General features: G+C 69.3%; 18 protein-coding genes. 11 read left to right on the top strand and 7 right to left on the bottom strand.

Going from position 1 to position 23,515, the window contains the following annotated elements; all coding sequences use genetic code 11:
* The first annotated feature begins 27 nt into the window (after positions 1 to 27).
* From ACPA54_RS33370 to ACPA54_RS33355, 4 genes are all read left to right on the top strand, one after another.
* Positions 28 to 1,734: an N-acyl-D-amino-acid deacylase family protein gene (locus ACPA54_RS33370; RefSeq protein WP_423535457.1), complete on the top strand. Its 1,707-nt coding sequence runs from the start codon at positions 28 to 30 to the stop codon at positions 1,732 to 1,734.
* Entirely contained in the window at positions 1,731 to 3,173 is a 1,443-nt protein-coding gene (locus ACPA54_RS33365; protein WP_423535455.1) for an amidohydrolase family protein, read from the top strand. The genes ACPA54_RS33370 and ACPA54_RS33365 overlap by 4 nt, the downstream gene beginning before the upstream one ends.
* Before the next feature lie 151 nt (positions 3,174 to 3,324).
* A complete protein-coding gene (locus ACPA54_RS33360; RefSeq protein WP_423535453.1) occupies positions 3,325 to 6,174 on the top strand; it encodes a SpoIIE family protein phosphatase in 2,850 nt (949 codons plus the stop codon).
* Between the two features lie 367 nt (positions 6,175 to 6,541).
* On the top strand, positions 6,542 to 7,426 hold the full coding sequence (locus ACPA54_RS33355) for an SCO2521 family protein (RefSeq protein WP_423535451.1): 885 nt from the start codon (positions 6,542 to 6,544) through the stop codon (positions 7,424 to 7,426).
* Positions 7,427 to 7,454: 28 nt separating this feature from the next.
* Here the strand turns inward: ACPA54_RS33355 and ACPA54_RS33350 are convergent, their stop codons facing one another.
* The 3 genes from ACPA54_RS33350 to ACPA54_RS33340 form a co-directional block, all read right to left on the bottom strand.
* The gene (locus ACPA54_RS33350) at positions 7,455 to 7,910 is read right to left on the bottom strand and encodes a hypothetical protein (RefSeq protein ID WP_423535449.1); all 456 of its coding nucleotides are present in this window, start codon (positions 7,908 to 7,910) and stop codon (positions 7,455 to 7,457) included.
* A 773-nt stretch (positions 7,911 to 8,683) separates the two neighbouring features.
* A complete protein-coding gene (locus ACPA54_RS33345) occupies positions 8,684 to 9,118 on the bottom strand; it encodes a PNPOx family protein (protein ID WP_423535448.1) in 435 nt (144 codons plus the stop codon).
* Positions 9,119 to 9,167: 49 nt separating this feature from the next.
* Positions 9,168 to 9,845 carry a hypothetical protein gene (locus ACPA54_RS33340; protein WP_423535446.1) on the bottom strand — a complete coding sequence of 226 codons (678 nt, stop codon included), beginning with the start codon at positions 9,843 to 9,845 and terminating at the stop codon, positions 9,168 to 9,170.
* A gap of 86 nt (positions 9,846 to 9,931) precedes the next feature.
* Here ACPA54_RS33340 and ACPA54_RS33335 point away from each other — a divergent pair, with 86 nt between their 5' ends.
* Positions 9,932 to 10,393, top strand: a complete 462-nt coding sequence (locus ACPA54_RS33335) for a MarR family winged helix-turn-helix transcriptional regulator (protein ID WP_423535444.1) — start codon at positions 9,932 to 9,934, stop codon at positions 10,391 to 10,393.
* Here the strand turns inward: ACPA54_RS33335 and ACPA54_RS33330 are convergent.
* On the bottom strand, positions 10,365 to 10,817 hold the full coding sequence (locus tag ACPA54_RS33330) for a helix-turn-helix domain-containing protein (RefSeq protein WP_423535443.1): 453 nt from the start codon (positions 10,815 to 10,817) through the stop codon (positions 10,365 to 10,367). The two genes, ACPA54_RS33335 and ACPA54_RS33330, sit on opposite strands and share 29 nt — an antisense overlap.
* Before the next feature lie 163 nt (positions 10,818 to 10,980).
* Positions 10,981 to 11,979, bottom strand: coding sequence for a GlxA family transcriptional regulator (locus tag ACPA54_RS33325; protein WP_423535441.1), 999 nt, complete (start codon positions 11,977 to 11,979; stop codon positions 10,981 to 10,983).
* Positions 11,980 to 12,512: 533 nt separating this feature from the next.
* Between ACPA54_RS33325 and ACPA54_RS33320 the strand changes: the two genes are divergently transcribed.
* Together ACPA54_RS33320 and ACPA54_RS33315 are read left to right on the top strand one after the other, a co-directional pair.
* Positions 12,513 to 15,386, top strand: coding sequence for a helix-turn-helix transcriptional regulator (locus ACPA54_RS33320; RefSeq protein ID WP_423535439.1), 2,874 nt, complete (start codon positions 12,513 to 12,515; stop codon positions 15,384 to 15,386).
* A 263-nt stretch (positions 15,387 to 15,649) separates the two neighbouring features.
* On the top strand, positions 15,650 to 16,486 hold the full coding sequence (locus ACPA54_RS33315) for an alpha/beta hydrolase (protein ID WP_423535437.1): 837 nt from the start codon (positions 15,650 to 15,652) through the stop codon (positions 16,484 to 16,486).
* A gap of 144 nt (positions 16,487 to 16,630) precedes the next feature.
* Here the strand turns inward: ACPA54_RS33315 and ACPA54_RS33310 are convergent, their stop codons facing one another.
* Both ACPA54_RS33310 and ACPA54_RS33305 read right to left on the bottom strand, forming a co-directional pair.
* Positions 16,631 to 17,248, bottom strand: coding sequence for a DUF4913 domain-containing protein (locus ACPA54_RS33310; RefSeq protein ID WP_423535436.1), 618 nt, complete (start codon positions 17,246 to 17,248; stop codon positions 16,631 to 16,633).
* Complete coding sequence (locus ACPA54_RS33305; RefSeq protein ID WP_423535434.1) at positions 17,245 to 19,029, bottom strand: TraM recognition domain-containing protein; 1,785 nt, start codon at positions 19,027 to 19,029, stop codon at positions 17,245 to 17,247. Before ACPA54_RS33305 ends, ACPA54_RS33310 begins: the two co-directional genes overlap by 4 nt.
* Positions 19,030 to 19,329: 300 nt before the next feature.
* Between ACPA54_RS33305 and ACPA54_RS33300 the strand changes: the two genes are divergently transcribed.
* From ACPA54_RS33300 to ACPA54_RS33285, 4 genes are all read left to right on the top strand, one after another.
* The gene (locus ACPA54_RS33300; RefSeq protein WP_423535432.1) at positions 19,330 to 19,614 is read left to right on the top strand and encodes a hypothetical protein; all 285 of its coding nucleotides are present in this window, start codon (positions 19,330 to 19,332) and stop codon (positions 19,612 to 19,614) included.
* A gap of 535 nt (positions 19,615 to 20,149) precedes the next feature.
* The gene (locus tag ACPA54_RS33295) at positions 20,150 to 20,518 is read left to right on the top strand and encodes a hypothetical protein (RefSeq protein ID WP_423535430.1); all 369 of its coding nucleotides are present in this window, start codon (positions 20,150 to 20,152) and stop codon (positions 20,516 to 20,518) included.
* Positions 20,519 to 20,541: 23 nt separating this feature from the next.
* Positions 20,542 to 21,396: a DUF8175 domain-containg protein gene (locus tag ACPA54_RS33290; protein WP_423535428.1), complete on the top strand. Its 855-nt coding sequence runs from the start codon at positions 20,542 to 20,544 to the stop codon at positions 21,394 to 21,396.
* A gap of 56 nt (positions 21,397 to 21,452) precedes the next feature.
* The gene (locus tag ACPA54_RS33285; RefSeq protein WP_423535426.1) at positions 21,453 to 23,399 is read left to right on the top strand and encodes a TrbL/VirB6 family protein; all 1,947 of its coding nucleotides are present in this window, start codon (positions 21,453 to 21,455) and stop codon (positions 23,397 to 23,399) included.
* The last annotated feature ends 116 nt before the right edge of the window (positions 23,400 to 23,515 follow it).

The raw sequence follows: 23,515 nt of genomic DNA, 5'->3' as shown, positions 1-23,515 counted from the left end.
TGCCAACAGGTGGAACAAGGAGGGATCGTGGACGATCTCGTGATCCGCGGCGGCACCGTCGCCGACGGAACCGGAACACCCCCGCGCACCGCAGACGTCGCCATCACCGCCGGGCGCATCACCGCGGTCGGCGACAACCTGCCTCGCGGCCACCGCGAGCTGGACGCGGACGGACTCCTGGTCTCCCCGGGCTGGGTGGACGTGCACACCCACTACGACGGCCACGCTCTGTGGGACCCGCTGCTCAGCCCCTCCTCCGGCCACGGCGTGACGACCGTGGTCACCGGGAACTGCGGTGTGGGCATCGCCCCGTTGCGGCCCGCGGACCGGGACTGGACCGTCGCCCTGATGGAAGGCGTCGAGGACATCCCCGGGGACGTGCTGCGCCGCGGACTGCCTTGGAACTGGGAGACGTTCGGGCAGTACCTCGACGCCGTCGACGGCATCCCCCGGGCCGTGGACGTGGCGACCCAGGTCCCGCACTCCGCGGTACGCGTGTTCGTCATGGGCGAGCGCGGCATCGACCACGAGGCCGCGCCGACCCCCGAGGAGATCGGGCGGATGGGCGAGGTGGTCGTCGACGCGCTCACCGCCGGCGCCCTGGGGTTCAGCACCTCGCGGTCGGCGAACCACAAGGCCTCCGACGGCCGCCTGACCCCCACCCTGACCGCGGGCGAGCCCGAACTCCTCGGCATCGCCGCCGCCGTCGGCCGTCTGGGGACGGGAGTGTTCGAGGCGGTCTTCGACGACGCCGACATCGCCGCGGAGTTCGCCCTGCTGCGCCGCGTCTGCCGGACCAGCGGCCGCCCCATGTCGGTGACCACCCTGCAGCGCCCGGGGCAGAACCCCTCGTCGTACCGGGAGATCCTGCGCGAACTCGAACGCGCCAACGCCGACGGACTGACCATGCGCGGCCAGGTCGCCCCGCGGCCCGTCGGACTGCTCATCTCCCTGGGCGGCCGCGTCAACCCGCTGCTGCCCTCCGCCACCTACCGCGCGCTCCGCCCCGGCGACGGCGCGGACCTGCCCACGCTGCTCCGGAACACCGAAACCCGCCGCCGCATCCTGGCCGAACTCGACGACGCCGGCACCGATGTGATCGCGAGGTTCCCCCACGCCTACGCGCTCCAGGACCCGCCGCGGTGGAGCGACGGCCCCGGCCCCGCCATCACCCGCCTGGCCGCCGACCAGGGCGTGTCCCGGCTGGAGGCCGCGTACGACGTCCTCGCCTCCGGGCGCATGGTCTACGTGCCGGTCGCGAACTACGTCGACGAGGACCTGTCCGCGGTCCGCGAGATGCTCGTGCACCCGTTCACCGTGCCGGGCCTGGGCGACGGCGGCGCGCACACCACGATGATCGCCGACTTCGACTTCCCCACCTTCCAGCTCGCCTACTGGGGCCGTGACGTCGCCGAACAAGACCGCCTCGCCCCCGAATGGATCGTCAAGCGCCAGTGCGCCGACACCGCCGCCCTGGTCGGTCTGCACGACCGCGGGATCCTGGCTCCGGGAATGAAGGCCGACGTCAACCTCATCGACCTGCCCCGGCTGAACGCCACCGCGCCCCGGATCACCGCCGACCTGCCCGGCGGCGGCTCCCGCCTGGTCAACGACGCCACGGGCTACGTCGCCACCGTCGTCGCGGGCGAGGTCACGTTCGAGAACGGCCGGCACACCGGTGCCCTGCCCGGCGCGCTCGTCCGCGGCGCCCGCGGACCCGAGGAGCGCGCGTGACCTACCTGCCCACCGACGAGGTCTCCGCGGTCCGCGACCGGCTCGGCCACCCCGTCATCGACAGCGACGGCCACCTGATCGAATACCTGCCCCTGGTCCGCGACTTCATCGATGAGGACGCCGGCACCGACCTCGCCGCCGTGTTCGAGAAGATGAGCAACACCGCCGACCGGCGCCGTGCCGTCCCCGACCGCGCCAAGCGCCGCGACCTGGGCATCCACGCCACCGCCGTGTGGGGCATCCCCGCCGCCAACACCCTCGACCGCGCCACCTGCATGCTGCCGGACCTGATGTACAAGCGCCTCGACGAGATCGGCGTCGACTTCGCCGTCCTCTACCCCACCTACGGCCTCACGGTGACCCAGCTCGCCCACGACGAGCTGCGCCGCGCCCTCGCGCGTGCGCTCAACCGCTACTACGCCGAGGTGTACGGCCCTTACGGCGACCGCCTCGCCCCGGTCGCCGCGATCCCCATGTTCACCCCCGAGGAGGCCGTCGCCGAACTCGACCACGCGGTCGGCGAACTCGGCCTCAAGGCCGTCATGATGGGCGGCGTCATCCCCCGCACCCTCGCCGGGGGCGGACGGTGGATGGACACCCTCGGGCACGACTCCCCCTACGACTACGACCCGGTGTGGCAGCGCTGCGAGGAACTCGGCGTCACCCCCACCTTCCACTCCGGCGGCCAGGGCTGGGGCAGCCGCATGTCGACGGTCAACAACTCCTACAACCAGGTCGGCAACTTCGCCGCCGCCGACGAGGCCGTGTGCCGGTCCCTCGTCTTCGGCGGCGTCCCCGCCCGCTTCCCCAACCTCCACTTCGCCTTCCAGGAAGGCGGCGTCGCCTGGGCCGCCGCCCTGCTGGCCGGCATCGTCGGCCACTGGGAGAAGCGCAACAGCGAGGCCATCCAGCACTACAACCCCGCCCGGATGGACCGCGACCTACTGCGCACGCTCTTCCGGCGGCACGCCACGGGACCGGTCGCGGACCGCATCGACCGGTTGGAGACCGGGCTCGCGATGCACTCCGACCCCGACGAGCTGCCCCAGGACATCGACCAGTTCGGTGAATCCCTCCTCACCTCCGCGCAGGACGTCCTCGACTTGTTCAGCACCCGCTTCTCCTTCGGCTGCGAAGCCGACGACCCCATGAACGCGCTCGCGTTCTCCGCAGATCTGAACCCCGGCGGCGTCACCCTCCCCGCGGTGTTCGCTTCCGACGTCGGGCACTGGGACGTCCGCGACATCCGCGACGTCCTCCCCGAGGCCTACGAGCTCGTCGAACGCCACCAGATCGACGAGGCACAGTTCCGCGACTTCGTCTTCGCCAACCCCGTCCGTCTGTGGACCTCCATGAACCGCTCGTTCTTCCGCGGCACCCACGTCGAAGACGCCGTCGACAAACTCCTGGCCGCACCACAACCCGAAGCCGCCCACTGACCCCGGGCCCCTCTGCGGAGGCGCCCCGGCTCTCCGCGCCCACCGCGGACCAGCGGCGCGGCACACGTCCGCAGGCTCCCCGCCCCCGACCGTGCGCCGCACCTCTGATCCGTGAGGGGCTGCGGAGGCGCAACGGTGCTACAAAGAAGAAGTGAGAGGACGTTTTGTCCGCTTTACGCGGTCGCGCGTCCACGGCCCCCGCACCCTGGCGGGGCAGATATTCGTGCTCCAGGTCGTGGTCGTGGTCCTCCTCGTCGCCGCGGCCGTCGCCGTCCTGCTGGTGCAGGCGCGCGGGGACAGCGAGCACGACGCGCAGCACCGCTCGCAAACCGCCGCGCAGACGTACGCGCACTCCCCCGGCCTTGTCGACGCCCTGTCCGGCCGGGACCCGGCCGCGGTGCTCGGACCGTCGGCGCAGGCCGCCCAGCAGGCCGCGGACGTGGACGCCCTCACCGTGCTCGACGCGGACGGGGTGCGGCTGACCGGCCCGGACCCGGCCCTGATCGGGATGCGCTACCAGGGGAACCTGGGGCCGTTCCTCGCCGCCGGACAGTCCCTGACCACGAAGTACACCACCCACGAGGGCCAGGCGTACGTCACCGTGGTTCCGGTCTACGGACACGCCGGCGAGCCGCTGGGCGTGGTCGTCGCCGCGATCGCACTGGCCCGGGTCAACGAAACGGTAGGGCGGCAGATCCCGTGGTTGGCGCTCGGCGCGGCCGGCGCGCTGGCCCTGTCCGCGGGCGCCACGGCGCTGATCAGCCGGCGCCTACGGCGCCAGACCCGTGGCCTCGGACCGAGCGGGATCACCCGGATGTACGAGCACCACGACGCGGTGCTGCATGCGGCCCGCGAAGGCGTGCTGATCCTGGACGCGGACCGCCGGGTGGTACTCGCCAACGACGAGGCCCGGCGCCTCCTGGACCTTCCCCCGGAGACGGACACAGCCGCGGACGCCGACGTCGTCCGGGGCGGTGCGGCGGCTCTGGGACTGCCGGCGGGGCTGACCGATCTGCTGATGTCCGGACGGGACGCCTCCGACGAGGTCCATGTCGTCGGCGACCGGCTCCTGGCGGTCAACCAGCGGCCCACCGCCCCGTACGGATCAGCCGGCAGCGTGGTCACCCTGCGCGACACCACCGAACTACGGGCGCTGGCCGGGCAGGCCCAAGCCGTACGCGAACGGCTGCGCCTGCTCTACGAGGCCGGTGTGCGGGTCGGCACCACCTTGGACGTGGAGCGGACGACCCAGGAGCTGGCGAACCTGTGCGTGCCGCGGTTCGCCGACATCATCACGGTCGACCTGCTCGACGCGATGCTGGACGTCGACGAACCCCGGACGCCGGCCACCGCGCCGGGCCGGATGCGGCGGGTCACCTCGCACTGGGCCGGTTGGGGCGGCGGCGTGCCGGCGCTGTACCCGATCGGGGAGGTGATCGAGTTCGCGCCGACCACACCGATGGCGGAGGCCCTGCGGAACGGGCGCGGGGTGTTGCGGGCGGACCTGGGCACCGACGGGGCGTGGCAGGCGCAAGCTCCCGACCGCACGGCGCGGCTGATCGAGGCCGGGGTGCATTCGTTGGTCACGGTGCCGTTGCGGGCCCGCGGCCTGGTGCTGGGACTGGCGACATTCTGGCGCGGGGCCGGGTCGCCGGCCTTCGACGCCGACGATGTGTCCTTCGCCGAGGAGGTCGCCGCGCGGGCTGCGGTCGCGGTGGACAACGCCCGCCGCTACACGCGCGAGCACACCACCGCGGTCACGCTGCAGCGCAGCCTGCTCCCCCAGGCGCTGCCCGGCCAGGACGCGGTCGACGCCGCGTTCCGCTACCTTCCCGCCCGAGCCGCGACGACGGCGAACGCCGGAGGAGGCGAGCCGGACGACGCTGCCGTCGTGGGGGCGACCGCCGCGGCGAGCGTGGGGGGCGACTGGTTCGACGTGATCGTGCTGCCGGGCGCCCGGGTGGCGCTCGTGGTCGGGGACGTGGTGGGGCACGGACTGCACGCGGCCGCGACGATGGGACAGCTCCGGACCGCGGTGCGCAACTTCTCCGCGCTCGACCTGCCGCCGGACGAGGTCCTGGGACACTTGGACGAACTCGTCGCCGGGATCGACCAGGACCTGGACGCGGACGGCCCCGGCACCGAAGACGTGCGGATGACCGGCGCGACGTGCCTGTACGTGGCCTACGACCCGGTCGCCGGGCGGGCGGTTGTGGCCCGGGCCGGCCACCCGGGCCCGATGGTGGTCGACCCCGCAGGCGCCGTGGACTACCCCGACGTGCCCGTCTCACTGCCGCTGGGACTGAACGAGGGACTGCCGATCGAGACCGCCGCGTTCGACCTGGCCGAAGGGTCGCGGCTGGTGCTGTTCACCGACGGCCTGGTCGAACGCCGCGACCGGGATGTGGATGCCGGCCTGCGCCTGCTCCACGACGCACTGGTCGCCGCGGGACCGGCCGCGACCCCGGAGGAGACGTGCGACGCGGTGATCGCCGCGCTGGTCGCCGAGGGACCGCGCGACGACGTGGCTCTGCTGGTCGCTCGCACGCAGGTACTCGAGGACACGCAGGTGGCGTCGTGGGGCGTGCCGTCCGACCCGGAGGCAGTCGGCGCCGTGCGTGCCGCGTGCGCGAGCCAGTTGGACGCGTGGGGGCTGGGCGGAATCGACTTCACCGCCGAGCTGATCCTCAGCGAGCTGGTGACCAACGCGATCCGCTACGGCACCGCACCGATCCGCGTCCGGCTGATCCGCGAACGCGCTCTGACCTGCGAGGTGTCCGATGCGAGCAGCACCGCCCCGCACCTGCGCCGCGCGGCCACCACCGACGAGGGCGGCCGCGGGCTGTTCCTCGTCGCCCGGTTCGCCGCCCGCTGGGGCACCCGCTACACCGCGCGCGGCAAGGTCATCTGGGCCGAACTCCCCCTCGCCGACACCAGCGACACGCCCAACCCGGACCTCGGTGAGGCGCTTCTCGACCAGTTCGACGACTCCGGCTGGTGACGCCGGGCGATTCGGGAATCGCAGGGTAGTCCGCCCCCTCCGCTCTGTCTGCTTGCTCCGCCGCACCATTCCGGGATCGTCGCCGCTGCGGCACGGACGACGGATCCGTAGATCTACCGGGTAGCCTCGTTCGACGTCGCCGGCGGCGAACTCCCCCGTCCGGGCGCTCTGTTCCGCCCCGTCCTGGGCTCCTTCTGCGACTGCCCGCGACGACGCCGCCCCGCCTTGCGCTCACCCCAGGCGGAAGCTCTCGACCTCAGTCGGAACGAGTAATCCCCGTAGGCACGGGGCCGACGCGAGCTGCACCCAGCCGGTCATGTCGTGAAGCGGGCAATCCCCGCATGTACGGGGCCGACTCCCAAAACTCGTGCACCGTCTCGCTGGTCGACGAGAGATCCGCGCGGCGGGCCGACGCGGCGAGTACCTGCTGCACCTGTTCGACGTCCGGGCCATCCCCGCATGTGCGGGGCGGCTTTCCCATCGTGGGGTTACCGTGCTTCAGGAAAAGAGTATCGGTCTCCCCGGAACGGCGGACACCGCTTGGCACTGGTCGGCGTCACCCAACACGTACACGCGCGTGATGCCGAGCGCCGTGGACCATCGACTTCCGCGGTCGCACTACCTGCTGCGGCCCGGAACCGTCGAGTCCATCGGCCGGCTCTCCGGACGTCCTTTGGCTCGTGGCTTCTTCGCTGCCGACGATGCCCCGGATGTACTCGATCTGGGCGGCGCCAACCGCCGATGCCTCCGGGAGGTGCAGCGATCACCATGCCCCGACAACCGACCGCCCTTGAAGACCGCACACACACGGTTGCGCTGGGCGGTCGTCCTCGACGCCGAGAACCACCACGAGCAGGCCGAGTTCACGCTCACCGGGCGCCGGACCCGCACGCTCCTGGTCCATGCCGCGAGCCGGGACACCCTCGACGAGCTGGTGGGTTTCAGCGAGGACCTCGCACGTCATGACTGGCTGCTCACCGTCATGGACGAGTTGCTGAACCGCCTCGACGAGGCTGCGATCCGCAGCCGACGGCTGCGCATGGCCGCCGAGCACCTGGCGCACCTGTGGATGCCGTCCCCGACGCCGAGCCCGCTGACCGCACTGTTCTGGAGCGGCTTGGAACAAGACCCCGGATTCACCCGGCAATGGTCCGCCGTCGAGTCCCAGGTCCGCCGCACCGTCGCAGCCCGCTCCTTCGCTCTGCTGGACGAACGGCGGCCGGACCGGCCACGTGCGGATCGTCCGCTGTGATGGGCTGACTCCGGTACGGCGGGCAGATCTACAGCTTGCACTCCGCAGCGTTCTCGCTCACGGTCGCGGCGCGCGCCTGCCACGTTCCCGCCGGCGTGGGAAGTCGGGTCATGACGAGGTCGAACAACACCAGGTTCCGCATGCTCGAGTCGGACGTCAGATGGACCTTTCCGGTCTCGACTTCTTTGCTGTACACCTTTGTCTGGTCCTCACACAGGCGAACGTCGATGACCGTTCCGGACGTAGTCGTGATGACAGGCCGGTAGTAGTGGTCGTGTCCCGTCATCGCCAGCTTGAGGTCGACGTTCTCCTGCACATAGTGCCGTGCGTAGGCCAATGCCTGGTCAGTCGCGTATTGAGACAGGGGCGGATCGGCCGCGTTCTGGACAACCACCGCGTGCATGATCGACTGCAGGTAATCCGCTGCCGCGGTCAGTGCCGCTGCCTGCGAGGGGTCCGCCGGCACGGCCCATTCGAATTGCACGGTCAGATCGGGCGGCAAGGCAAGCGAGGAACCGGCGCCGGATGCGGGTGCGGCAGCCGAGGACGTGGCAGCTGACGGCCTGTCGGCCGACGGAGGCGGCGCAGCCGTCGGAGCAGTCGCCTGAGGGGCAGCCGTCGCAGGAGGCGTAGCCTCCGCATGATGGGCGGAACCGCCGTCGCAGCCGGACACAAGCACAGCACTTGCGAGTACACCGACAGCTGCAGGCAGCCTGGCTCGCATGTTCACGACTCTCCTCCACCGGTCGTCCGGTCTGGGCACGCGCGTTGGCAGATTCCCGCATTCGGCGTCGGCGGTGACTCATTGGCGCTGCGTGCGGATAGCGCCATGCAGCCGAGCCCCGACCCGAATATTCGCGCGCAGATCCCCGCATGTGCGGGGCCGACCCTGCCTGACGTGGAAGTGTCAGTTGACACTTCGCTCACGCACGCCATCACGCGCACGCAACTGGGCGAGTCGATGGTCGCGTTGAATTCAGTCTATGCACGGAGTCGAACGGGAAGCCGGCATAGGGTCTGTCGGAGACACGTGAGCATCTGCACGCTACGGCACGACCCGGCCAGAGCGAAGACAACTTCCGTGCCGGTGGCAGGAATGTTGGCTTTTCTGTCAATGCCGCCCTGCGGCCGTGGCATCAAGCCGATGCCACAGGAGCAGTCGCAGCCGCTCCGCCGCATCGAGGAGGTTGCCCCGCGAACGCCACATGCCGCAGGCCCAAGACTGCTGCGGAGTGGGGGCGCCCGGCAGATGCTCGGTCACCGCGGGGTCAGCCTGAGCACGCGCGCGCCGCCGAGCCAGACCAGCTCCAGGTCGCCGGGGTCGGGCCGGCCGTCTTCGGAGACGCGAATCCTGTTGAACTTGGCGAACGTCGGGTTGACGCAGGCCATGTGGGCGTACGTCCCGACAACTTCCTCCTGCCGCGCACTGATCCGGACGTCGGCTTGGCGGAGCCGCCCTCGGAGGCGGATGGCGAGGGACTCGCCGGTGCGCAGGTTGCGTAGCCAGGCGGCGGACGTGCCGATCAGGAGGTCCTCGCCTTCGGAGAGGTAGGCGACCGGAACGGCGAAGCGGCGCTTCGACTTTCGACCTACGACGTAGAGGGTGACCAACCGACCGCCGATAACTCTGCCGAGGCCTGGGGAACGCAGCAGGGCGCGGACGACGAGGTTCACCAAGCGTTGTGCCGGCATGGTCCGTGCCCTCGGCTCCGGGCCCGGGCCGGTTTGCGCCGCGCCCGGGTTACCGGTCATCGCCGGCCGTCGTCACCTTGCGGACCTGCGGAAGCCGCTGGTCGGCGGCCGACTTCGGGACCATCCGGGCGACGCCGTCGGGCATCGGTCCGACGGTGAACACGTGCGTGACCCGGCCGACGGTGACGGCGGCGAAGGACGCGACCGACGGCACCAGGTCCGGCAGGTGAATCACGTGGGACCCCGCGTCGAGTCGGCCGTCCGACACCTGCGTCGAGTCGCTCTTCGGCTCCGGGGGCACGAAGGACGTGCCCCACCACGCCTCGACCGTGACCTGGGCGGGCTCGTCCAGCACGAGGTGCACCGAGCGCTGATCCGCGTCGTACGCCACCTGACCGCCGTCGCGGAGTTCGGCGGTGGCTGCGGCCTGCACCTGGGCGGCGATGAGGCCGGGGATTCCGGCGAGCCCCTGGATGATGGCCACGCGCGGATTGAGCCGGGAAACGTCCTCGCGCAGACGTTCCTTGGTGTCGGCCGGGATCATGCCGCCGAAGACCAGGACGTCGAGATCGGCGACGTCGTAGTCGTCGAGGACCCGGTCGAACTGGTTCGTGGCGTCGGCGGAGTAGCCCTTGGCCCGCAGGATGCCGACGGCGGTGACCAGCACGCCGGGGCTGCGGCCGACGACGAGAACGCGTTCGCGGTCGCGGTTCGGCGACGATTCCATGACGGTGTCCCCTTGAGGGTAGATCCAATGTTGGTCCGGCCAACATAACAAGCGTTGGTACGACCCACAACTGTTACTCTCACGGTGTGCCTACGACCCCTCACGAATCCGACGCCGTGCCCACCCGGCTCGCACAGCGCGCGACCTGGCAGGTCAGTCGGGCGTATCTGCGCGCGACCGGACTGCTCAACGCCGGCTTCGAGGCCCACGGCCGGGGACTGCGCGGGTACCACTACCGGCTCCTCGCCGCGCTCGACGAGTCCGGACCCCTCAGTCAGGCCGAACTCGGCCGCAGGACCGGGATCGACCGCAGCGACGTGACCGCCGCCTTGACCGAACTCGAGTCGCGCGGCCTGCTCGCCCGCTCGGTCGACCCCGAGCACAAGCGCCGCAACATCGTCACGATCACCGCGGAAGGCGTGGCGCAGCTGCTCGAACTCGACGACGTCGTCAGCGGGATCCAGGACGAGTTCCTCGCGCCCTTGAGCGCGGCCCAGCGACGCCAGTTCCTCGGTCTCATCACCCGGCTGGCCGACGGAAGTCGCTGATTCGACCTCGGTTGGCACCTATCCCGTCGGTGCCGACGTACCGTCCGGCCGGTTCACCGACGACCGCGGCTCCGACGGTCCGGCGGCCCGCGGCAACGTCCTGGGACTCCCATGCTCGCGGCGCGAGACCCAGCACCTTGCCGGGAAGTCGCAGTCCGTCAGCCACTCGCTCCAGCACGTTTTGATCCCGAACGCGCATCCGGCCCTTCGCGTACGAGCTGACCCGGCTCGGAGTCATGTCGCACAACCGCGCCATCCGGCTGATGCTGATACCGGCGTACTGGTGCGCCAAACGAAATATCGCGCCGACATCCCGATTAGCGCCCGCAATCCACAGCCGCCGGTCTTTCAGCAAGGCTGCCGGCAGGGGCCCGCCCGGGTCCCCTGCTGCGCCGGTGAACGCGAATGTCGGTGAGTTGCGCATGACCACTCCACACGAATTTTGCCCCCGCACGCTCGAATGCGAGCCGCTGGATGAGCAGTTGAACCGTCTTTTCCGACGCGGATTCCTCTCCTCACGTGTGAAGGTGCGTCTGTCCGGTCTTCCGTACAAGTACGAGGTCGGCGTCGCTCGTGGTCGAGGCGGATCAGGTCGGAGGCAGAGCCACTCGCGGTGCGTGGCCGCGGGCAACGGTGCGGAAGCGGCGACGGTATTCGCCCGGCGTGATCGCCAGGAGCCGCAGGAACGCTCGACGCAGGACTTCGGACGAGCCGTATCCGGAAGCGTGGGCGACGTCGTCGAGGGAGTCGTCCGTGGATTCGAGTCGGCGTCGGGCTGCGTTGAGGCGGACGCTGTCGACGTACTTGCCGGCCGTGACCCCGGCGGTGTCCCGGAACACCCGGGCGAACTGGCGCGGCGACAGGGCAACGCGTCCCGCCAGCGCATCGACGGACAGGTCCTCCGCAGGGTTGTCGATGATCCACTGCTGAAGCTTGCGGACCGGGTGGCGTTCGGCGTTCGCGGCGGTGGGGCCGTCGGCGAACTGGCCCTGGTCGCCGGGCCTGCGGAGAAACACCAGCAGGTCCCGGGCTACGCGCAGGGCCACGTCGCTGCCGAGATCCGCTTCGACCAGAGACAGCGCGAGATCGATGCCGGCGGTCACACCGCCGGAGCTGTAGACGTTGCCGTCGCGGACGAACAAGGGATCCGGCAGAACGGTCACCGCGGGGAATTTCCGGGCGAGTTCCTCGGCGGAAGCCCAGTGCGTGGTGGCCCGCCGGCCGTCCAGCAACCCGGCTTCGGCCAGCAGCAGCGTCCCCGTGCAGATCGAGACGACACGCTCGGCACCGGCGGCGAGTTCGGCAATGCGTTCGACCATCCGCGACGGGACGCCGCTTTGCCCCGGGCCGCCGGGGACCAGGAGCGTATGGGGCGGCTTGCATGCAGCGAGGTCGTGCGTCGGCGTCATGGCGAGCCCCATCGAACTGGCCACCGGCCTGCCGTCCAACGCTGCCGTTCTCAGACCATAGGCCCCCGGCGGGGAGGCAAGTTCCGCGGCCCTGGCGAAGACCTCGAGCGGGCCTGTCACGTTCAAGCCCAAGACTCCGTCGTACAGGACCGCGAGCACGGTGCGACGGTTCTTCATGCCGGTCAGCTTCACAGGTGCCCCGCATGGCAGCAATGACATAGAACCCACTTTTCCTGCCATGGCCGATGCGTCGACCGGACCCGTGCCGATTGATGGCAGGGAGCGTGGGTTTCGTGTCATTGCTCCGTGTGTGGCCGCCGAGGAAACTGCGTTTCTCAGGGCGTGGCTTTCCACGGGAGCTTGGAAGGGCAATGTCGAATACCGTCAACCTACCGGCCGATGGGTGGTCCGAAGGGGCTGGAGCCGCGCGGCTGTGCAGGTCCAACCCCCGCATGTCGTCGGATGCCGGCGCTCCTGCTCCTCCGTAGCCTTACCGGTGCGCAGCCTTTGATCGTTTGGGATGGGCTGCTGCGACGCCTTCTCCGGGCCCGTCGTTCTGTGGGTCTCCCGAACGACATCTCCCCACAAGGACACCGGCCCGGCGTGGGGCGACTTGTCAGGTTCTCCCGGCTCCGGCCCTGCCCGGAGCCATACGAAGCGCTCGCTTCACCTCTGTTGTGGGCGATGACACGTGTACAGGTGGGTACAACATGGCCGACGTGATCCGCTCTGCGGCGGCAACGCAGCATGTTCTGCTGGGCCGCCGGTCCGAGACCGACATGATCGTCGATCTTCTCGAAGCGGCGCGGCGAGGACGCAGTCGGGCCCTTGTGCTGCGAGGTCCGGCAGGGATCGGGAAGAGCGCACTGTTGGACTGGGCAGCAAGAGCATTTGCGGAAGATGCCACAGCACGCGTGATACATGTCCGAGGCATCGAAAGCGAGGTCGAACTCCCTTACGCCGCACTACATATGCTGTTCGGCGGATGGAGTGCGGAAATTGCTGCTCTGCCCCTTGCCCAGGCCGGCGCGCTGCACGCCGCTCTCGGCAGCCCGGAGAGCGACTCCCCCGCGGGCGGGTCGTCCAGGGACCGTCTGCTGGTGGGCCTCGGTGCGCTCACGCTCTTGTCGGACGTTTCCGCGTCCGCTCCGCTGTTGTGCATCGTCGACGATGCGCAATGGTTGGACGAAGCTTCGGCCACTGCCCTCAGCTTTGCCGCGCGGCGCCTCGATACCGAGGGAGTGGTCATGCTCTTCGCCGTGCGCGATCACGAGGACTCCCATATCGGCTCGGACCTTCCGGAACTTCGCGTGGCGCCCCTGTCGCGGGAGGACTCTTATGAGCTTCTCGCCGGGCGGGCGCCCGGGCTCCAAGCGGCAACACTCCAGCGTGTCATCGATGTCGCGGACGGCAACCCGCTTGCCTTGATCGAGCTGTGCGCGCTGATTTCGGACTCCGATCAAGCGGTCTTCGCCGGTGACGACCTGGTGCTGGCACCCGGCCCGGTGTCGGACCGCATCGAGAGGACCTTCGGCGCCCGGGTTCGCGCGCTTCCCGAAGAAGCCCGTTCCATGCTTCTGACCGCGGCCACCGAGGACACCGGGGTTCTGACGGTCTTGGCGGCCGCGGCAAACGAGCTGGGAGATTCGCTCGCGGCCTTGGAAGCCGCCGAGCGAGCCAAGCTGATCGACGTCACCGGTGATGTCGTCACTTTCCGGCATCCCTTGATACGCCGCGTGGTGTACCGCCAGGCGCCGCTTGTCCGGCGGCTGGCCACGCACCAGGCTCTCGCACGCGTGCTGACCAGCGATGAGTACGCCGATCGACGAGCATGGCACTTGGCCGCCGGAACTGCCGGAACCAGTAGGGAAGTCGCCACTGCGCTGGAATCGGCAGCCGATCGGGCACAGAACCTCGGTGCCTACCGAACCAGCGCCATGGCCTACGAACGCGCAGCCTCTTTTGCCACGGAGGACCATGCACGTGCGAAGCTGCTTGCTTCGTCCGCGCAGGCCATGCTGGTGACCGGTCGTCTCGATGCCGCACAGAAGCTCGCGACGCGTTCCATGCTGCTGTCGTCGGATCCCCTGACCCGCGCCGAATCTGCCGCCGTTCGTGCACACGTGGAGCAGGTCCGTTCTTCGAGCTCGGACGCGTGCCGGACGGTGCTCGATGCAGCAGCCCCGTTGGTCCGGAGTCACCCGTCGGCGGCCCAGACGATGCTGTCGGCCGTCTTCCGCTGGCTGACCTACGCACCCGATCCGAGCATGATCGAACTGGCCGCGCCGTTGGCCGACGCGATCGCGGCGGAACTCGGTTCGGAGGCCTCGGTACAGCTGACGGCGGGACGGCATGCGGCGCTCGTCTCGGCAGGACGCTTCGATGCCGCGGCCCCGCTCGTGCACGCCCTCGCTCCGCTGCGCAAGCGGCCGGTCCAGATCGGCTCCCCCGAAGACGAACTGGCCAACATCTTGCTCCTGTTGGCGGTGGAAGACGCACACGAAGCCCTCTTGCGGGCCCTCGAACTTCTGCGGACCTGCCGAGAACGGGGAATGACAGGGCTGCTTCCCGAGGTCCTCCACCGGGTAGCCCTCGCCCAGTTGGGGCTGGGCGCCTTGCGGCAGTCCAAGGCCGCCGCGACCGAGGGGTTGGCCGTCGCCGACGCCATCGGAACCCCCCTGGCCGCAATCCGGCTCTGCGAGATCCTGGCCGTACATGCGGCCATCTCGGGCGACGAAGAGGAGTGCAGGAACCTCGGCAACCGGTGCGCGGCCTCGACCGGCGAGCACGACGAGCCGCAGTACACCGCCCACGCGCTGTCCACACTCGACATGGGCTACACCCGCTACGAGTCGGCTATCTCACGCACCGACTTGGGCACGAGGCCGTTCCACGGATTGCTGTATCTGCGGCTTGCCCCGAACCACATCGAGGCGGCGGTGCGCCTGGGCCGGCGCAGCGAGGCCGCCGAGCGCCTCACGTATTACCTGCAGTGGGCGGCGGCCCTCGGCGACAACCCGGCCGTGACCGCGGTGGCTTACCGTTGCCGCGCGCTGGTCGCCGACGATGAGGACGCCAAAGACCTGTGGCTCGCCGCCATCGAGTGCCATGCCAAGGACGAGCGTCCGTTCGAGTACGCACGAACGCTGCTTCTGTACGGCGAGTGGCTGAGGCACATGCGCAAAAGGGCCGACGCCCGGGAAATGCTTCGCGGCGCGCTGGCGCGCTTCGAGCGTCTCGGTGCGCGCCCCTGGGCCGAGAGGACGCGTGTGGGGCTGCGCGCGTGCGGAGTCACCGTTTTCGACGGCGAGCGCAAGAGCGAAAACCCCGTTCAACTGACCGGCCAGGAAGCCACCGTCGCACAGTTGGCCGCCGAGGGACTAGCCGACCGGGAGATCGCCGCACGGCTCTTCCTCAGCCCCCGCACGGTCTCGTATCACCTGTCGAACTCGTACCGGAAATTGGGTGTTTCGTCCCGCATGGCACTCACACGGGTCCTCGCGCAGGGACGAGCGCTGCGGGTCGACGGATCGGCGCCCCCGACGTCCGACACCATTTCGCAACCGTCGGCTCATTTCGCATGAGAAAAGACGAAAGAGACCTTCCTCGGAATGCAGCGCTCCGCTGCCGCTTCTCCCGCAGATATACGGGGCCGATTCGACGCCACGCCACCGCCGACAGCCGTCGGCCTCGCATTTCCGCCCTCATTCCACACCATGGCGAAAATAGTGGGTTTCGTGTCATTGCCGCCCGAGATCGACAATGCCAATCTGCATGCGTGCCCGGCGGTGGCGAACCACCGACGGCGGGCCCGGCCTCATGCCCCGATCAACCATGGAGTTCCCGGATGACGAAAGCCCACGGATTCACGCGCCGCCACGTCGTGGCAGGCACCTCCGCCGTGCTCGGCAGTGCCGTGCTCGGGACGGGGACCGCCGCCGCACGGCCTGCCACATCCGCACCGCCGACTGCGCGGCCGACGGTCGTCCTCGTGCACGGCGCTTTCGTCGACGGTGCGAGTTGGGCGCCGGTCATCGCACGTCTGCAGGCCAAGGGCCACACGGTGATCGCCGCCGCAAACCCCTTGCGAGGGCTGGAAGCCGACGCCGCACACGTCAGGTCCGTCCTCGCCCGTGTCGACGGACCGGCGGTCCTGGTCGGCCACTCCTACGCCGGCGCTGTCATCACCCAGGCGGCTGCGTCCGCACCCAACGTGAAGGCTCTCGTCTACGTCGCCGCACTCATCCCCGATGTCGGGGAGGCCACCGGCGAACTCGCTTTCCGTTACCCGGGGTCGGAGTTGCAGCCGACACTCGAGCAGGTACCGGCTCCGGGCACGGACGGATCCGCGGGCGTCGACCTGTACATCCGGCAGGAGGCATTCCCCCGCGTCTACGCCGCGGACTCACCGAACGCGGACGCCCGGATATTCGCCGCCGCACAGCGTCCCCTTCATGCTGCGGCGCTGGCCGAGCCGGCAACCGCGGCGGCCTGGCACACGCTTCCTTCTTGGACGCTGATCACCACGGCCGACCGCATCCTCCCCCTCGATCTGCAGAAGTTCCAAGCCGACCGCGCGCGTTCCGTCACGCGGTCGGTGAGCGCGTCCCATCTCGTCCAGCGGAGTTGTCCCGGTGCTGTCGTGAGCATGATCGACGCGGCTGTACAAGCCACACTCCACTGATCCGGTCACCCCCAGGGATTCCGGAAACGGGAGAGCCGTGGCGCAGGGTTGCCCTCTCCTGCGCCATGGCTCATGTGGAGGTGTCCGGCTCAACAGGCGACGAACTCGCCATGGGCCCAATGCCCTTGGCATCGGTGCGGCAGGTCAGAACTCGGGGCCTATGTCCAGGGTGTAGCCGGAAGGCGCAGGCGGCGGCGGGAGGTTTCCGCCGCCGGTGTTCCCGGTCTGGCCGAGGTCACTTGTGTCGAGCCTGAAGGCGGGATGGTCCCAGATCTCCGGGGGCGACGGGGCCATGGGCAGCGGCTCCAGTTCGCGGACTGCGTGGCCTTCCCGCGGGTCGCAGAGCGCGAACGGTCCGAACTCCGGGTCCATGAGGACGCGCATGTGCGGGTCGGCGTGGTGGAGCCAGAACGTGGACATGCCCAGAGCGGCGTCGACGCGCAGGTATTCGAACGCCCGCCACATCGCGCCCAGCCGAACGATGGCTTCGGGGTGCCGCCACCATTCGGGGCACCAGATCGCGGTGGTGCGGTTGAGCCGCCGGCGAAGGACTTGCCCGATGTACTCGGTGACGAAGCTGTCGAGTGAGGTGAAGGCAAGACCGAATTCCACCTGCCGCTCTTCACCAGGGTGTTCGGTCGTCTTCGGGTCGTTCTTCGAACCGAGGGCATCGGCGTGCGGCGTGGAGCCGGGGTCGGGGGCGGGGGCGGGGGCGGGGGTGGGGGTGGGGGCGGGGTCAGGTTGGTTGATGAAAGCACTCATGGCGTCTTCCGCAGGGTCTCCGGCATTGCTTCCTGGGGCCCCAAGGGGCCTCCGGTTCCGCCGGGTTCAAAGTAGGCAAGGGATGTCCGGATCTCGTCGGCATAGGGGCCTTCCCACCACGGCACGGGCTTCACGAGCGTCGGCCGCGTGCCGCTGTACTGGACCAGCGCGCGGCCGCGCGGCATCGACGCCAGATCGGGCACGTCGAGCACAGGCTCAGTGCGCGACCCGGTCGTGACGTTCTTGTCCCACAAGTCGTGCACCTTGCGGCTTGTCGACGTCGTTTCCGGTTCGAAGATGCCGGCGGACGAGGAGAGGTCGCCGAGGAACTTGGTGTCGGAGACGCCGCCGCCGTAGACGCGGACGTTCGCCGCGCCCCACAGCTTGGCCATGCCCGTGTCGCCCCACGCCGCGGCGCCCTGGGCCCACGACTGCAGGATCGTCATCATCACGATGCCACGCGAACCAAAATGCGAGTACTTGTCCGGAAGCGCCTTCCACGGACAGACGTTCGCCGCCTCGTCCAGCACGAACAGAATCGGCATGTCCACACGCCCGCCAGGCGACGCGATCCCCTCGTTCTCCGCCGCCTCCGCCAACGCCGCCGTCAAGGCCAGCACCAGCGGCGCGGCCATCTTGTTCGTCTCCTCGGACAACAGGTAGATCGTGTCGGCGCCCTCCTTCACGAACGACAGGTAGTCGAAATGCGGACGGCTCGGATCGGAACCACCCGTCACCCACTCGGCGATACCCGGCGCGATCAGGAACGACATGATCTGCGCCGCCGTGCCGTACACACCCGCCCGCTGCCGGTCCGGCGCGGTGATCACGTTCTCCACCGCATCCGCCGACATGTCGTGCCCGAACGCCCGCAGGATCCGCTCCGGAGTGTCGTCCGTCGGCCGCGTCAGCCACGTGTAGACCCGCGTGATCGGAAGGTTGTCCAGCGACGCCGCGAGCAGCATGTTGCTGATCAAGTCCTCGGCCGCGGGCTCGAAGTACGCGTCGCTGCGCGCATGGTCCGGGCGGTTGATCGACGAGAACCGGCTCGTCATCTTCACCGCGCGGACGATGCTGTCGCCGACATACGACAGCGGGTTCCAGTACCAGCTCGGCGGCTCCCCGGCCTGCGCCTGCGGGTCGAACACCCACACCCGGCCACGCCGCATCCGCGAGTACCGCGTCGCATCCACCACGTCGCGCTTGTTGGACGTCACCACCGTCGGCCCCGGAGCCGCCACGATGTTCGGAATCGCCCGGGTCGCCGTCTTGCCGGTACGCGGACCCCAGATGTCCACGTGCATGTCCTCCCACGTGCCCCACAACTCGGCACTGCCACGCACCATCCGACCGATCTGCACACCCGGCGGATCCAGACCCGGCAGACCCAGCCGCCGCGCCGTATTCGACGCACCCCTCGTCGTGATCGCCGCCAACTCCCGCTTCTGCGCCAGATACGGCGCAGCCCGGTCCACCAGCACCTCACGGCGGCGCTTCAAGGCGACCGACACGCCGATACCCACACCGGCCGCGGCCACCACCGCGCACATCACGAACACCGCCGCCGTCGCGGTCGCACCAGGCCACTGGTACTTGTCCATCGCCAGGAGAACGACCAGCACCGGCGGGAACCCCGGCGGGTTCTCCTGACCTTCGCCGGTGCCGATCCACGCCCCGGCCCACGCCACCACGCACCCGAGGAACAACACCCCGATCAGCGCGCCCAACGCCTGCATCTCCGCGTATGGATTGGGCCCCCGCCGCTTGGTCGTCGCGCTCAACGGCGTCCTCTCTCAAAGACTTTCCGGCGCCCGCATCCGCCGTCGGACAGACCACGTGCGGCCGTCATGAGTCGCATGAAACGGATGCAGTACGGGTTGGATGTCACTCCGGAGAAATGGCACCGACGCGCATCGAGCACGAAGCGACACCGCCCATCAAACGAGAAGAGCAGGAATCACGCAATACAGAATACGCAAATGCGCGAGACCCCTCGGAAAAGACTGCAGCAAATAAATCGCCCGCGCGGGAGAGAAAGAAGAAGTGTTCGGCTTGGTTGAGGTGCCGACCGCCGGCCGTCCATGGCCACACACCCGTTCCGCGCCGGGTGTCAGGTCATCGTCGGCGGCCTGCCGAAGGAGCAAGCCTTCACCCCGTGGTTTTCGAAGAGGCGCTCCAGCTCGACGGGTTACATCGCGGACAACCGTGTCGACGACGGCAGGTTTGCGGGCGACCGCGCCCCGGAAGCCGGGGCAGAGGAGGGAGTCCCGATGGGAGATCCCCGCATGTGCGGGGCCAACGACGATGGCAGAGAGAACGACGAGGTGTTCGGCGAGTCATCCCCGACCCGGGGCCCACACAACTGAACCTCGCCCATGCGGGAAGCGAACGATTCCACGCGGGCAGACGGTCGGTTGATCTCTCGACGAGCGGTGTCAGTCGTCTGTGGCGGGAACCGGCTGACGCGGGCAGTCTACCCACTCCCCCGGTGGACGCACTGCCCCGACCGACGAGTCCCCGGCACCGCCGGAGTCGTTCGGCGGAGCGCTTGTCCGCGCCGCGCGTCGAGCCACGGCACCGCCGGCCTGGCCCAAGCACGCACCGCGTGGGCCGACGACCCTGGCGGCAAACCAAAGCCGAAAACCTCTTCTTTTCTCTTTTATCTTTGCTTTCACCGCCGCGAGGATCCGAAAAGAACCGCGTTGCCTCTCGGCGCCACATCGCCGGCGGCCACGCTCGATTTGCTCGCGTCCGGCGCGCTGCTTTCCGCGTGATTCGGATTGCCGGAGACCACACACCGGGCAATAGTTCCGTCAAGCTGGACCGGCCCGTGAAACTCCGGGCCCAAAAGGGGCATCGGTGGGCTGCCCCGTCGGCACGTGAAAATTCTCGGAGGACGCCATGGCAGCAACGATGCTGGATCTCGGGATCCGGATTTATCTGGCGATGCCCACGACCCAGCCCCTGCCTGCCGACGATTGGTACAAAGATCCGGGGGGAGATGACGCCCCCGACACCACCACACCGCTGTCGCCGAGCCGCAATGTCAGCATCGGCGGTGACTTCATGAAGAAGTTGCACGACATGCTCGGCTGGGTCCAGTTGGGGGCCTGGACGGTCGTCATGCTGGGCCTCATCGGCTGCGGCGGAATGATGGCCTGGTCGTGGGTCAGCGGCAAGGGATTCCAGGCATTGGGCCGGGTCGGCTGGGTTGTCGGCGGCGCAGTGCTCATCGGCAGCGCAACCTCGATTATCGATGCCTTCAGTTAGCCCCGGTCTCCGCGGAGTAGCGCATGGCTGTTTTCCGGCGGACGGCCCGCAACCGTCGCCGTCAGAACGAAAGTCCTTTCCAGGCAAGGGGGTTCCTGGCCTCCGTCGGCTTCATCGTTGCCATGGTCGTTTTCGGTGTGGTCGCCCTCGTCCACAGCGACACGCCTGGCTCGCAGACCAATGGGGACGGCAAGGAAGGCACGGCCTCGGCGCCCGCGGCCGGCTCGGGACCCGAGGAGGCGGGTCCCACCGCGGGTCCCGAGCCGGCCGCCTCGTCGACGACGCTTTTGCCTTCGGTGGCTGCCGAAACACCGTGTCCGCCGCTCGATGCCAAGGACCGCGCCGTTCCCGCACTTGCACCGTCCGGGCTGACGTGGTCCCTGTACCACGAATCCCTGCTGCCGATGTCGGCGACGACCGGCCCCTTGCGAGCCGACGGCGATGCGGTGCGCTGCTTCGCCCGCACACCTGTCGGCGCGCTGATCGCCGCGGCGCAGATCAGCGTCCGCTATTCGTTCTCGGAGGACTGGCGGCACATCATGGAGCTATCGGTTGCCCCGGGACCGGAGCGCGATGCGGCTCAGACCGCACGGGATTCCGTTGCCCGGGCCCCGGCAGCTTCGCAGCCCGCCGGCGGCGGCACCATCATGCAGCTAGCCGCGTTCAAGTTCGTGAGCTACGCGGACGACGCTGCCGTCGTCCAGCTCGTGCGCGCCACGGATGGCGGTGTCCATCTGGTCAGCGCCCTATACACCGTCAAGTGGATCGCCGGGGACTGGCGGCTCCAGGTCCAAGCCTCCGGCGCGCAAGCCTCGATGGTCCAGACGGAGTCGAGCTTGAGCGGCTTCACGCCGTGGCCGGCGGGCGGTTCGAGATGACAAAGTGCCGTCACGGCCGTGGCGCTCTGGTCGTCCTGGCCTTGGCAATCGCTCTGTTGGCGCTGAGCGGAAGCCTGGCCGGGCGCGCGCAGGCGGCAACCGGACCGCGGACCGCTCCTGCCGCCCCCCGGGCTCCGATGTTGGACCCTGACAACTGCGGGCAGTACGCGGCATTGCCGGGCGGGTTGGATGCCAACTGCTACGCCGACGCATTTGACGAATACGGCAACGATCCCGAGAACGGCTGCGACGGCTGGGGCGAACCGACCGGCTACTGCCTGAGCAAGATCGAGGAGACGGGCGGCCCGAGTTGGTGGAAGGACTTCCCCGGCTGGCTGAAATTTCAGGTTTTCGACATGGCCACCAACGTGTTTTCCTGGTGGGCGGTCATGGGGGATCCGCAGCTTCGGAAGAGCGACGGCTCCGCCAACGGCACCGTCGGCTACGTCGCGAAATACACCAACGTACTGGTGATCTTCTTCCTCATCCTCTCCGTGCTCATCGCCGTCGTCCGCCTGGCATTCTCACGCGACGGTAGGCCGGCCAAGGAACTCGCCAAGTCGCTGGTGACGTTCTCGCTCATATCCGGACTCCTGCTCCTCTTCGCCGACATGCTGATCCGTACATCCCGGGAACTGTTCGACTACATCATCCGCACGGGCATGCAAAAGCCCGGCGAAACTGCTCCCAGCGCGCTCTCCCATGCCATCAGGGAAATCCTGACCGGTATCAACAGCGGCTCCGGCTTCCATCTGCTGGACGTCGTCGGCGGGATCATCGTCATCTGCGTGTCGCTGGTGCTCTACGTGCACATGGTGATCCGGTACTTCCTCATCATCTACTACGTCGGCACCATGCCCCTGATGGCGGCCGCGGCCTCGCTGGGCGAGAGCGGAAAGCAGGCGCTCAAGGAGCAATGCGTGCGCCTCGGAGTATGGATTTTCATCCTGGACCTGATGGGTCTGATGATGGTCATCGGCTACCGCGAGATCATCATCGGCGCCGCCAACTCGACCGTGACCGGCGCCGCCGCGACGTGGCGCGGGCTGATCATCCTGTGCCTGATCACGATGGTGCTGCCCGCGACGATGCGTGCGGCGGCACCGTTCATGTCGCATGCTGCCGGGTCGAACCAGGCGACTGTGGGCGCGGTGCGCGCGGGCTTCGCCGTCGGTGCGATGGCGGTCGGCGGAGCCGCGTGGGGCCTGACTCGCGGCTTCCGAGGGCCGGGGGCGGGAGGAGCGTCCGCAGGCGGCGCACCCGCGGCTCCTCCTGCACCCCCAGGGGTCGGAGCGCCACCCGGCAGTCCGGAAGTGCCGCCACCACCAGCCAGGTCGGGCTTTCGCGCGCCCGGCGGACCGGCACTACCGGCGCGGTCGGGCCGGCCACCAGGGAGACTTACGCCCGCGCCGCCCCGTCGCCCCGGTGGCGGTGGCGGGGTGCCTGCGCACCCTGCCGGCGCGGTCGGCGGCGCCGGCAGTCCGGCGGACCTCGCCGCCGGAAACCTGGAGCAGAGCGACCCGCGTGTCGGCCTGCCGGACCCGCTGCCCCGCGGCGATGTCGGCACCAACGCATACGAAGGCCCGGACGGCAGCACCAGCGATGCCGCGGTCCTCGTCGACGCGGCCGAAAAGAAGATCCAGTGGCTGCACGCACAAGGAGACACCAACATGGGCAGCGCCGCCTTCGGCCGTGTCGAAGCCGCGCATCAAGAAGCGCAGGAACGCGCGCGCGGCTTGGCCCCCGCGGCCGGCGGCGCGGACCAAGTCCAACTCGACCAAGTCGGGCGCTACATCGACGAGCGCCGCATGGGCCGTGTCGAGAACCCGATCACACCTGCGGAGGCGGAGAGCGCGTCGCGGAACGGCACGCTTCCGTCGCTGCTGAACGCCCGTATGGGTCTGGGTGGTTCGGGGGGTTCCGGCGATACGGGCGGTGGCGGGATGCCGCCGGGTCCTGGTGGTGCGGGCAGGCCGCGTCCTCCGGCCCCTCCGACGGTGTAGGAGACGCGCATGTCCGAATCTGACGTTCGTACGTACGGGAACTGGCGTAAGCCGACGTCTCCGGGCTTCGGCAAGCTGGGCATGGGCGGATCGCTCGTGGTGCTCGGCGGCCTGGT

The sequence above is a fragment of the Uniformispora flossi genome, from assembly GCF_049534875.1.
GTDB lineage: Bacteria > Actinomycetota > Actinomycetes > Streptomycetales > Streptomycetaceae > Yinghuangia > Yinghuangia aomiensis.
This window is presented reverse-complemented; position numbering and strand designations above follow the sequence as displayed.